This is a genomic window from Nostoc sp. NOS(2021), assembly GCF_017115025.1.
In the GTDB taxonomy this organism is placed as follows: domain Bacteria; phylum Cyanobacteriota; class Cyanobacteriia; order Cyanobacteriales; family Nostocaceae; genus Nostoc.
In genome coordinates this window covers 13832-26152 of record NZ_JABXKM010000325.1, presented here as the reverse complement: position 1 = coordinate 26152, position 12321 = coordinate 13832, and the positions used below count along the sequence as shown (strand labels likewise).

Annotated in this window: 11 protein-coding genes and 1 CRISPR repeat array; of the genes, 1 reads left to right on the top strand and 10 read right to left on the bottom strand. The window is 37.7% G+C overall.

The window, feature by feature from the left end:
* Positions 1 to 18 precede the first annotated feature (18 nt).
* The gene (locus HWQ41_RS31605; protein ID WP_292771774.1) at positions 19 to 252 is read left to right on the top strand and encodes a hypothetical protein; all 234 of its coding nucleotides are present in this window, start codon (positions 19 to 21) and stop codon (positions 250 to 252) included.
* A gap of 52 nt (positions 253 to 304) precedes the next feature.
* A CRISPR array of direct repeats spans positions 305 to 555; the repeat unit is 37 nt; unit sequence GTTTCAATCCCTAATAGGGAGTTAATGAAATTTCAAC.
* Between the two features lie 205 nt (positions 556 to 760).
* Here HWQ41_RS31605 and cas2 read toward each other — a convergent pair.
* From cas2 to cas3, 10 genes are all read right to left on the bottom strand, one after another.
* Entirely contained in the window at positions 761 to 1048 is a 288-nt protein-coding gene (gene cas2 / locus HWQ41_RS31600) for a CRISPR-associated endonuclease Cas2 (RefSeq protein WP_292771772.1), read from the bottom strand.
* Between the two features lie 22 nt (positions 1049 to 1070).
* Positions 1071 to 2075, bottom strand: coding sequence for a type I-D CRISPR-associated endonuclease Cas1d (gene cas1d, locus HWQ41_RS31595; RefSeq protein WP_292771770.1), 1005 nt, complete (start codon positions 2073 to 2075; stop codon positions 1071 to 1073).
* 42 nt (positions 2076 to 2117) lie between these two features.
* Positions 2118 to 2711 carry a CRISPR-associated protein Cas4 gene (cas4, locus tag HWQ41_RS31590; RefSeq protein WP_292771768.1) on the bottom strand — a complete coding sequence of 198 codons (594 nt, stop codon included), beginning with the start codon at positions 2709 to 2711 and terminating at the stop codon, positions 2118 to 2120.
* 29 nt (positions 2712 to 2740) lie between these two features.
* Positions 2741 to 3559: a CRISPR-associated endoribonuclease Cas6 gene (gene cas6 / locus HWQ41_RS31585; protein ID WP_292771766.1), complete on the bottom strand. Its 819-nt coding sequence runs from the start codon at positions 3557 to 3559 to the stop codon at positions 2741 to 2743.
* A gap of 218 nt (positions 3560 to 3777) precedes the next feature.
* The gene (gene cas5d / locus HWQ41_RS31580; protein ID WP_292771764.1) at positions 3778 to 4485 is read right to left on the bottom strand and encodes a type I-D CRISPR-associated protein Cas5/Csc1; all 708 of its coding nucleotides are present in this window, start codon (positions 4483 to 4485) and stop codon (positions 3778 to 3780) included.
* Positions 4486 to 4490: 5 nt separating this feature from the next.
* Positions 4491 to 5525: a type I-D CRISPR-associated protein Cas7/Csc2 gene (cas7d, locus tag HWQ41_RS31575; RefSeq protein ID WP_292771762.1), complete on the bottom strand. Its 1035-nt coding sequence runs from the start codon at positions 5523 to 5525 to the stop codon at positions 4491 to 4493.
* A 44-nt stretch (positions 5526 to 5569) separates the two neighbouring features.
* Positions 5570 to 8869 carry a type I-D CRISPR-associated protein Cas10d/Csc3 gene (gene cas10d, locus HWQ41_RS31570; protein WP_292771761.1) on the bottom strand — a complete coding sequence of 1100 codons (3300 nt, stop codon included), beginning with the start codon at positions 8867 to 8869 and terminating at the stop codon, positions 5570 to 5572.
* The gene (locus tag HWQ41_RS31565) at positions 8869 to 9252 is read right to left on the bottom strand and encodes a DUF5615 family PIN-like protein (protein WP_292771760.1); all 384 of its coding nucleotides are present in this window, start codon (positions 9250 to 9252) and stop codon (positions 8869 to 8871) included. Before HWQ41_RS31565 ends, cas10d begins: the two co-directional genes overlap by 1 nt.
* Complete coding sequence (locus HWQ41_RS31560) at positions 9249 to 9509, bottom strand: DUF433 domain-containing protein (protein ID WP_292771758.1); 261 nt, start codon at positions 9507 to 9509, stop codon at positions 9249 to 9251. The genes HWQ41_RS31565 and HWQ41_RS31560 overlap by 4 nt, the downstream gene beginning before the upstream one ends.
* Positions 9510 to 10151: 642 nt before the next feature.
* Positions 10152 to 12284: a type I-D CRISPR-associated helicase Cas3' gene (cas3, locus tag HWQ41_RS31555; RefSeq protein ID WP_292771756.1), complete on the bottom strand. Its 2133-nt coding sequence runs from the start codon at positions 12282 to 12284 to the stop codon at positions 10152 to 10154.
* Between the last annotated feature and the right edge of the window lie 37 nt (positions 12285 to 12321).

Below are 12321 nucleotides of genomic sequence, written 5' to 3'. Positions count from 1 at the left end.
ATGGGACAAGTCTGCTTCATGGGTCAGCTTTTGTTTGAGTTCCTGCAATCGGTCGATTTTCATAGTGTCGATATTGAGGAGATAGGGCGAACAGACAGGACTCTTAAAAATTTACCACAGCGATCGCTCCAACACTTTCGCTTTCAGGGTATTGTCACAGCAGACAATCAGCGTTTACGCCAAGATTTGCCATTCGCTCAAGTAGGTAACTATTCATTTATTAGTGCCAGAGAGCCATTGCGTAACATTTAATGCTACATTATGAAGTGCGAAATGTGGGTTTTATACATCAGGCTAATAATTAGTTTCAATCCCTAATAGGGAGTTAATGAAATTTCAACCACTAAATTGATTGTATTCTATATCAGGTATATGGTTTCAATCCCTAATAGGGAGTTAATGAAATTTCAACATAATCGTTGTTATACTGGGGCGCACCTTTTATCCGTTTCAATCCCTAATAGGGAGTTAATGAAATTTCAACTTAGTGCAGAGGAAGATTACGAGACAAGATATACGTTTCAATCCCTAATAGGGAGTTAATGAAATTTCAACTGCCTAAAATATAGTCTGTATTGGGTTTTCAAGGTTCTGTAGCGCGAATGAGCTAATCATAGCATGGAGAATTGATATTAATTTTTAGGAAAATAACTAAAACCTAGTCTGTGTAAGGTGCGCGGGTACTTTAGTCACTATTTCCCCCAAAACTCTTGCACCAGTGGGATTTGAAGCACCCTTTCACCAATCTCGTTTTAAACATCTACCCATCCGCGCATTCAGCAAAAAAAATAGTGTCATCACGAATTTTTTCCCCACCAATACGTTCAACTTTACTCACACAGCAGGCACATAGGAAGTAAAACAGGATACTATCGCTTTCAGGCTTGATTAACTTGTTCAAGCGCGATCGCAATTTGGCGTACTGAGTATCGGTCAGGTAGCATTCAAATACACTATACTGTACCCACTGTCCATAGGACTTGAGAACTTTGTGAATTTTAGTGCGGCGTTTATCTTCGGAAATATCATACGACACAATCACATTCATCGCTACTTTTATTCTCCAGTTTCTATTTCAAAACCAATGGTGGATATTTTTCGGTTTCACCCATCAAATATTTTGCTAATAATCGAGCCTGTAGTTCAAATGCTTCTTGGTAACTACATTTGCGTCCTAATACAGGATGTTTAAACTCGGATTGTTTCTTTTGCGCGTATTGTTGCAAAAATCTTTTTCGCCCTTCTGGGGTTAAAGAAACTGCGCCACTCAACGGTTCTGTGAGAAAATCTGCTTTTGCCAACAATTGCTTATTCAATGTAGATAATACTACTGCATCTACTATTAAGGGGCGAAATTCTTCCATTAAGTCTAATGCTAATGACGGTCTACCATAGCGTTCGCAATGTAGGTATCCTAAATATGGATCAAATCCAGCAATGTTGACTGCACCTTGAATGTCATGGCGCAATAATGAATAGCCAAAGCTGAGTAAAGAATTAACAGGATCAGTTGGAGGACGACGGACACGTTTATTAAAACTAAACTCTGTAGTCCGAATTAATTGGTCAAAGCAACCGAAATAAGCAGCACTCCCGGCACCTTCTAACCCACGTAGTGAATTAATATTTTTAGTAGTCTCGATTGGTGCGATCGCTTGCTCTAAACGTGTTACATTCCCAGATAAATCCAAGCCTGGGCTTTCACGTTGGCGACGGATGAGGAAATTACGGTAGTTTTTCAGCTTCCCACGGACAAACCCTTGTACTACATGAATTGCTTGGGTTGACTCACCTATTGCTTGCCATTGAGCCTTACGCACAAAGATATTTTTGCTGACTTCTGGTTCTATCCTTCCCAAATAACGACCAGTTTGTGTGAGAAATGTAACAGGTATATGCCGCTCTAGTAGTTCAAATATGGCGGCTGGTGAAACAGTTGCACGTCCTAAAACTACAACACCATCCACCTTTATTAACGGGACATCTAAAATCGTCTTTTTATCAAATTTGACGTGGAGTCGTTCATCGACTTTACCGATAAAAGCATCTTCTTGAGTGACGTATACTGTACCCATAATTACATCCCAAATCAATTCTTAGTTATCAAAAACTTCTAATTAGCTACCTTCTTGATAGCGTCCTACTTTTTCTACAGCTTGCGGTAGACAGTGGGAATATAAACTACATCCATCACACCGTTTGGTTTTGATAGCTTTGGGCATTGCACCTGTAAATAACAGTATTTGCACAGCTTCAATAGTAGCGATCGCACTTTGACGCAATTGTTCTGAAATCTCGACTAGTTGGCGTTGGTGAGAGTGTGCATAGTAGATGTAACCATTACTGATGGATTTACCTGTCATTTCTTCTAAACATAAGGCTTGAGCGCAAACTTGTAATTCATCGTTATCCCACTCGCCCTTACGTCCTCGTTTGTACTCTATTGGATAAAATTCACCGTTTTCTGATTCAATTAAGTCTGATTTGCCTATGAGCTTATATTTTTCAGACTTTAGCCAAATTGCTCGTATTTGCCAAGTATCTTCACGTTGTCCTTCACCAACTGTATGAACTCGCTCATGTAAACTTGTACCTTCAATTGTGTATTGATTATCAGTAAATTCTCCTGCACAAAACATTCGCCAGCAGCGATGTGAACAATAGCTATACTGATTTAAAGCAGCAATCGGAATATAATCATTCTCATTCATAGGTTTCAATTTAAATGTCAATGACATATTTACACACGGCGTACTATTCCCATACCCATTGTTGTTTTACGCCCCAATCCTGCATATAATGCAAAGTCAGCTAAAGCATTAATTTGCTTGATACTTGTTGATTCAATATCACCCAAAATTCGATAGCTTATTCCACCAACACAACCTATGAACTTACTTTCATAATTGCTGACAACTTCAGTGTTAATGTCAAAAGCACTTGGATAAATTGATTCAATGGGAATACTAGAAATTTCTATCCCACTATATTTGTTCCAACGACTAAGGAGGCTATTGAAAACACATTCTTTGATAGGGAGAACAGTATCATATCCACCTTGACGGAATGATACAGGTGTAGCAAAGTTGAAATTGAGGGTGCGATCGCTATCACTAGCTTGCTTATACAACTGCTCATAGGTGCAAGCATTAGCCCAAGGTTGGGTTGATTGTGGTGTGCCTTGAATGCTAGTGATATACAAATCTGCCGAACCTAAATGCCAAGGATGATTAGGGTTTAAATTTAGCCACAATGGAGCTAATTTTTGAAATAAAGTGCCATCGAGTAAGGAAATACGCCACCAGATGGGAGTATCAGCCGGGATAAGTTTTTGATGGCTAAATTGCAAAGAGTGATGATGTTGTTTGTGTTGTCGTTGTATTTGTAGAGGAGAGAGAGTAAAGGCTTTATCTGCGTTGGAGGAGTGCAGATAGTCTCCCAAAGATTTATCGACAAAACTGACAAGAGTCAGAAATAGTGCGTGCAGATGTCTACCAGTTAAAAATTCTGGATAGATGGGGGATTGAGGAATCAAGTTAAGGACGAGGCTGTGAGGCATACTTTATTTACTTGGTGTAGACTAAGTATTGTTGGAGTATTGGTACAAGAATTTAATTACTTATCATGCAATCAAAACTTCATCATCTGGGAGACGTAGCTGTTTAAACTTCATTGCCATTGTTAAGATTCCTGATAATCCTGCTAAAAACTCATATTGTTTTTCACTATCATCGCTTTGGGAAAAAGAAAAAGCTTAGTTGGGGTTTCAGGAATTAATTAACTCCGAAAACGATATTCCATCCGAACTGGAATTTTTAAGTTTTGAATGCCATCAAATTGATAGCATTGCCCTCGCATTTGGACATTCTGAATTAAGCTAACTGGAGGCATATTCACAACATCATAGCTAATCACTTGATTAGTGAACATCACATCTAATGGATTTAATGGATGTGTACAAGTGAATATACCTTCAGTAATTTTATGTTTAGGTAATTGTTCAACCGTTACTTCAGCTTTACTCATCCATTTACCCAAGCGAATCCACTTTGATAGTTTGAGTTCTTTTTGGGAAATGACAAAAAACTCAAATTTACTTTCTGCTGCTATTTCCTTTGCTCTACCAAAACTAGGAATATTTTTCTGTGTTTTCTCCATTTCAACGTGGTAGTTATTATTAGCATACTTCCAGGTATTTAAGATGGAAGAATGAGTGAGCGATCGCGCCGGAGTTACGTAAATTTCTTGTTGATTCAATGGCGTTAAATGCTCCTCATATTTTGGCACTTGTTCTGGACAAAAGTAGCTATAGGAATGTTCTTCAGCAACGGTAGTAGAGTAGATTTGGCTATCAACTAAACCCAGTGCATAACAGAGAGCATAATTGTGAATTATTGCCTCTGTTTCATACAATCGCCCGATTTCACGAGTAGCAAAATAGAGGCTGTCATGTAGCTCTATTTGACAGCGATAAATTAACACCATCTTACTTACTCCGTTACAGCAGTAGCTTTCTTATTATTCTTGGTATCTTTCTTAGCGTCTTTCTTACCTGATTTAAGAACCCATGTTTGAGCATAAACAGATGATTCAGCATTTGCTTGACTCAACATTTCTTGCAATCGAGTTTCATCACTGGTGATAGACTTCACTTCACTCAAAAGTTGTGTGAAGGATGTACCAATAAAATCAGTATGAGAAATGCACTCTTGAGACATTAGAGCGGTAATTGCTTGTGTAGCCGCCTCTAAAACCTCGTCTTCATTGAGCGGATCAGGAGGATTAATTTGCTTTGGAGTTGCATTACTCATTACGTCATATATCTTTTGAGTCCAGAGAAGATTACTAACAATCTCACCATCAGCGAAAATGATTCCAACTAACTCATTACGCACTCTACCAGTGCGCGTAGTTTGCGCTCCATAATGACGTGTTCTGAGAATATTATTGAAAACGTAGAGAAATCCAGCTTCAGTGGCATCTTTCAGCGTGACAATACTGGGGAAAAAGACTTGAGGTAAGATATGATCTTGACTATTAATACGGCTGGTTACTTCCCCTTGACGGCTCATCGTCCCATTTTCCCAAGGTGCATTAAGGGTAAAGTTAAGGTGAGAATCATCAAATGGTGTGATGGAATAAGCTGTATCTACAACTACTTTCGACTTTTCAGAACCGGAATCACCAATAGCAAAACCGTAGAGAATACAATCAGGAGTAGTTTTGCTGAAATCGAAATTATAATCACATTTTTCAGCATCACCGATATTGTATTTACGTAGTAACTCTCTACCTGTTAAACGTTCTGGTGTAGACTGCTTGCGCTTAAACATTGCCAAGCGACTAATAGGTTCTTTGTTTTCAATTCCAGCACGTACTCTTGCTTTATTGAGTTCACCATCTGTCTGGAATAAAGGATAAGATTCTGTAACCCGAATAGTGATAAAATGAACATATTTCCCCATTGGTTTAGCAGGAATTGCTTCATGGAAAAATTTAGAATCGAGTGTTTTCAACAATTTCATGATTTGATTGCTCCGATTTAGTTAGTTGAAAAAAAAAGAATAAATTAGATTGATGCTTCGAGTTCTAATTCAGGAATATCATCAGGTTCATCTTTTGGACGTGCTTTACGTTCTTCATCATCGGCTAGGCGATAAAGGTATTCACAGGTATCTCTAATTAAATTGAGTTGAGTACCTGCTAAACGTGCGCGATCGCTTTTAAAACTTTCCTCAAAAATATCTTTCACAAAATACTTAGAAAACTCATAGACTGCTTGACGTTCTTCTTCGGAAGTTAAAGCAGGTTTCCATTTACCATCAACTAAAGTTAATGTTGGTTTTCCTTCAGCTGCTTTCCGTCGCACATTATTCATCAGCTTGGCTAAACGAGCAGCGACCACATCTATTAATGATTCAGTGTCACTAGCCATAGATTTATCAATTTTCAAAATTACATCAGCAGCCTCATCAATTGGTTTGAGAATTGCATTAGCTTTGGCATATTGACTTTTAGAACGATAAAAACGACGGTAGAGTTCTGTTAACTTACGCAGTTGATTCACAGCTTTTCCTTCTGGTTCAAAATAGTGATAAAAATCCAAGTATAGGCGAACTTTCGCTAGAGGTACAGAATCAATTCTGTCTTGCTTTCGCAACCATTTATTAAGGTAATGAAAGACGTAAAGAGGACTGGTTTCTAAATCCCGTGCTAAATCTGCTAATTTTCCCCAATCTGGATCGCCTTCTTTTTTGCGGTTAACTTCTAAGTGAATGGAGTAAGCAGCAGTCAGAGCATTGAGGGGGGAAAATTTACGTTTTTCTGAACTCCGAGGTAGAATGCTATCTAAACGATAGTTATCCTTTTGAATCAAAGAACGAATTGCTTGATGCTCTCCATCAATTAAAACTGTTTGTTCAAAATCAGCACCACTAATAAAAGGTGGTACAGGTGACTCTGATGCGACGACTTTCACATCGAGAATAAGCGGTAACGCTAATGCTAGCCAAGCTGGTGTTACCCAAGATTCTGTATCTGTAGCTTCTCTTCCAGGCGGTAAACCTAAAAAGAAAAATGTCAGTGTTTCATGTTCTGGAAAGCTAATTTTGAAAGTGCGATCGTCTTCAGGTTTAAGATTTTCTTTAATTAGTAGAGAATCTACTTTTAGGTAATCTTGAATTTCCAAGTTTGCAACTTGATTTTCTGTGATAAAGTGCTTACGCATTTCCGCATCAAACCGAGTTCGAGAAAATTGATTGTAAGCTAGTTGCAAAAACTTATTTGTTTCTGGGGTGAAAAAGTAAGTTGGGTAAAGGTAGAGGTAGCGATATTTTCGTCCTTCAAAATCTGCACCTACAGCATTTGTTTGGTTCATCAAAATTTGTCTCAACATAATTTCAATTGACCAAATTGAGCAAATTTGCCGTTTAGCAGCTTGAGCATTAAATAAAATCTGACGGTTACTGTAGACTTGAGGAGCGAATAAAGTCGCTGATTCCATTTGTTCAGTCACAGTATATGAAGAACTAGAAATTGCACAAACATTTTCTCGTCCTCTACCCGTTATTTTGGCGGCATTATAGCGTTTCAGTTCAATTAAAAATGAGTCCGGTTTTGGTTCTATAACTGCGCCTGTTGGTAAAGAAATAACTTGGCTGACATAAGTTTTTAAGTCATCCCAGCCATCAGGCATATCCTGAAACTCTGCTAAAATTGGTCTAATTAAAGTAGCAACATGATTCACCATTCCTTTCATAACTTCCAAAATTTGAGCAAAGTCTAAACCTGAATGATTACGAAAGTATTGCGCTGCTAAATAATACCAATCAAGAGGTACGCCACCTGTCTTTTTCAAAGATTGAATTTCTCTGATAGCTGGAATTTCTGCTGATAATTCCAAATATTCAGCTAGCTTTTGTGTCAAATCTAAATCAGGAATACTTTTTCTCTGATTTTTTGGTAGTTGTTTCTGCCAATCGTTAACTTTTTCGCACCAACTATCCCAAATTCCTCTACATAGAATATCGCCAAATTCTGCCAAACGATCAATGCGAACTTCATTAGGAAATTGCAAATTTAAGTGTGCTGCTAGTTCGGCTTGCGCTTGATAATTCAGCAAACTTTCGCCTCGCTTACCAGCAGAAGCAGGTTTGGAGTCTGGAAGTAGTCGAGAAGCAGCATTAATGCTAACTTCCATTAATTCAACTACATCAAAAAATAACCAGTAATAATCTGCAAATTTAAAACCCTTGCCATCACGATTAAAACCTGTCTGTCTTTCCTTTAGTTTCTCTGCACATAAGTACTTTATTTTGGCAATAACTTGTTCAGGAATTTCATCAGTTGTAATTGGAGGAGGATCAACAGTAGCTAAATAGACAACACCATCAGGTAAATAGAGTAATGGTGTATAAAACTGTTCAGGATGTGCTGTAATTAAAGCGTTATTAAAAATATTTGTGAGAACACCGCGATTTTCTGAAAGTGAGTGATAGGTGAGTTTTAATTGATGATTACTGAGATGTTGTAGTATTTTAGGTATGCTACCATCCTCAGCATCTCTTGGGTGTTTGACAACTGAAGCGAAACGATCAGATAGTTTGACAAGATTAACAAGGATACCCCTAACTCTATCATCCAGTCTTTCATCATCTAGAGGAGATAACCCACGACTTTTAAGACCCAGATCAGCATCATACTTATCTCCAGCATTATTACTAATCCAGATAATGTCATCAATGTAATCCTCCCATTGTTCTCCAAGTAGATTATTTAAACCAAAATCCAGAATTTTTTGGGCAACATACCTACGTCCGAGATTGGGAGCATCTGATTTTTTGGATGGATTTTGTCTCCAGTTGCGATTTTTAAATTTACCCTCTTGATCGTTAGCAATTAACCAAGTTGTATAATCTGGAAATTTATCATAATCATGAAGTAAATAGGATGTAATAAACACATTAGCTTGCAGGTCTTCACAAAATCTTTTAATCACATTAGTTCCTAGCATATCTTCCTGTAGTTTCTTCAGAATTCGATAGGTAGGAAATAACCCATTTAAAAGATGTGCAATGAGAGATTGGTCATGCTTACTGCGCTCAACATTTTTACCTTCGGCTCTTCTGTCTTCAGTAAATTTACCACCTTTAGCGGTTGCTCCTGCTAGTTGTTGAATTAAGTTAGGTAAGACATAATCTGCAAATTTTTCTAGGATGCGATCGCCTTCATTTCCTTTTGCCTTTTTTACAGCTTCTTTAAATAACCGAATTGTGAGAAGTTCGCGTTTGACAGGCGATTCATCATCTTCATCCTTTCCTGAATCAAAATCTGGTACTTCTTCCGGTAAATCATCATCAAATTCGTTCATTAATTTGCTTCCTCGCTTTCAATAGCTTGAGATTCGAGTATTTTTCCTTGTTGAATAATCCATAATTTACCTGTCACATCTGCGGTTTCTAACCCAGCAATTAATGTTTCAATAGCTTCACGCCAATCAGCAAATTTAGAACGACCGGGTAAACGTAGTACTACTATTCCTGAATAATCTGAGGGATTATATTTGAGACGATTACCAAATCCTCTATCTGAAGTAACTAATATCCTGCCTTCACGGTGACAAATAACAATTAATTCTTCATCTGGAATAGAAGTAAGACCTTGTTCTTTGACTGTTGCAACATCATGTCCTGCTAAACGCAACCATGTAGCCACCCGCAGGCTACCAAGATTTTCATCTAGTTTGATATTCACTTTTTTGTTTCCTTGTGAGTTCCTATAGGAATCTCAACAAAACAATCCCTTGCCATTTCAGCACCATAGGCGATACACGCCAGAATGTCTTTTTTTTCCAAACCAGGATATTCTTCTAGAACAGTCTCTATTGTTTCTCCTGCGGCTAAAAGGTCGAGAATTAAAGAAACCCAAATACGGTGTCCGCGAATGCACGGTTTACCAAAACAAATATTCGGATCAATAGAAATTCGAGAAAGCAGATTATCTTTAGTCATTGGTACTTCTCCAGATTTCGCGTAATACATCTAAACAAACTTATTAGTCAAGTCATTTACCTTTGTCGCGTAACACCCCATCCGCTTAAGTTCCATCGTTCACACTTCCAACCATTTGCAGAGACTTTAAGACTATTGATATAGTTACGACCTCTTATATTGACCTTTTTGCGCTTTAGTTTGACTCTAACCGCTATTCCTCCCTTGGTTATACCGGCATCAAACCGCGAATTTTTAGTCTTGAGCCAGTCTAAAAGCGAGTGGCGTAAGCTTTCTGGCATCTTAGAGAAATCATCATCGTTGAAATGAATATGCATAAAAATACCTGATGAGGTTTATTCTCATCATCTTGGCATCTTCTTTGGTGAAAGTAAAGCTGTTACTGTAGCTTATAGATTAAGGTATTACTGTTGCTATGTGATTTGCCTCAATGGAAACAACATCGTGTAATCTATATACAAGGAGAAAGAAACGCAGTGCAGTACTGCATAGGTATAAATGCCTAAAATAACCCCTATTAGGGATTGAAACACTGTTGCTTTCTGATTTCGAGCAAAATTCTTTCTCCTCAAGCTTTTAAGCCAATTCAGCTTTCGTTCTCCTTTACCTTATATTGGCAGCTGTAAGCGGTTACAGCACTTTCTAACATATCCATCCTTCATCGTCTTTTGGCTTCCAATGCCAAGTTAAGGTTTCCAATAACAGCGCATCTTGTCCAAAAGTAATGGTGTAGCGAGGACTTCTATCCTCTGGCTCATTAGTGAGGGGGTAAGCTTGAAAGTGCATAGGTAATCCGAGAGTGGCGCGTAAAAAGTTGCGATCGCGGTCTGAAATGAAGCACACTAGTTTACGTCTACTCACAGCATCACTAATTTGGTTGATACCGTAGCCGTGTCGTTGGGAAATCTCTAAACCTTGTAGTTCGTGTTGTTTATCTGGTAGAACTTGCACCTTACCAGATTTAGCTAATTCTCTCAGATTTCCTGGATAATAGAAGTGCCAATCTTCCCGCACATCCCGATAGCCTTTGAACTTTAAATAACACAAAGCTTTATCAAAACGAGTAGTGATTACTCCAGCTTTCTCGGCTTTTTCCATAAAGCTATTTTTATCCCATAACTCGAAAATAAAGTTATTGAAAATCCCAGGAAGATTATACATTTTAAATCTTTCTGCTTCTGGCTCGTCTGGATTTGTTAAGTCATAAATTGCACAATCTAACTGGCTACTTCCCCGAAAACTCCTAACCTCATCAATAATTTTTGTTTTCCCTTCACTCTGACAGCGATAAAACTGTGCATTCATCTGTTTAATACTAATTCCCAAAGCATTTTGAATACTAGCACCAAATTTCTTAGCTACATCTGGATATTTCTCTTTGATATGATGGTTTCCTTGCAGCTTTGAATAGATATAAGCTGACTGTATTCCACCCCATCGCTGAGGATATCGCTCAAGCTGATTTTTAAATGTCCAAAATTTATCAATGGCATTTTTAAAACTAATGCGATCGTAAGTTTCACCATCTTGTAAAGGATGGGATTTATCTGCAAATAGCCTTCCAACAAGAAAGTTAGGTATCAAAGCGTAAGCTTGATAAGTTTCAAAACCTTCATGTCTGCCAAGCCTACCAAATCGTTGAATAAAGTTTCCTGCATCCGCAGCTTCAAAAACTAAGAAATTAATCCGAAAGTCTACACCAACATCAATTGTAGACGTACCCAAAAGTAAATCTGCTTGGGCAACTGATTGAGATTTTTCGGTTTCTCCTGTTAACCCAGTATTTTCTCTAACCTTCCATCGTGGTTCAAAGATAGCCTTCAACTTAGGTATTAACTTTTTAACTGCTGCAATGGAATTGAGAATAATTGCACCTTTGCTGTTAGGATTATCTTGGAAAAACCTTAAAATCACCGTTTCAGCATTTTCTTCTATCCATTTGTAGCTAGAACTAAGATTAGGCTCTATTCCTTGAGGAAAGCATAAGTTAATAGGTTGACTAATCTGCCGCCACCCATTGTTTGAATTATCTGATGAAAATTTGTATGCTCCAACAGCATCTGGAGCAATTTCTTTATATCTAAGTTGAGCCTTTTCTAGAAAAGTCTTTAATAGTTCGTTAGGTGTAGCAGAAAGGAAGAGAAATTTTTTATTAGCATTGCCAGTGTGTTTAATTAAAAGTATAGTATTGATAACGCTGGCTATTTGCGGAGATGAAAAAATATGAAATTCATCATAGATAAATAATTTGTAGTTTTCATCTATGCGTCTAAATAACCTGTCAGGGTTATCTATTTTTCCTCTCAAGTAGTAAAAATTATGGATGTAATGGAAAATATCAGGGTTCGTTAGCAGAATTTCATAGTTAGTAGAAAAATCTTCTATCCCATCTCGTTTGGAAGACAGCTTACCAGTCGCTATATATTTCTCCAAAATAGCCGCAGTTAAGCGATTAATTTGAGGATCTTTCTGAGGTTTAAAAATATCTTTGTATCCTTGAACCTGTTTTTCTTGATCTCTTGCTAACTCGTTTGTTGGATACATTGCTAAAGTAGATGTGCGACTTGTCATAGCCTGTAAATAAGCAGCCAAGCTTTTACCATCTCCAGTCATTGCAGTGTTGAAAATTACATCAATACTTGGATCGCGTAATGCCTTTAGAGTTTCTACTTGATGCCAAGATAGTGACCAACCATTAGGTAATTTCACGCCAGCAGGTGTAGGGACGGTTTTAGAATAAACAGGTTTGAGGCTAATACTGTAATTTTCAGACATATCCTTGAAATTCTTATGTAAATGCTTGGTTTATCGG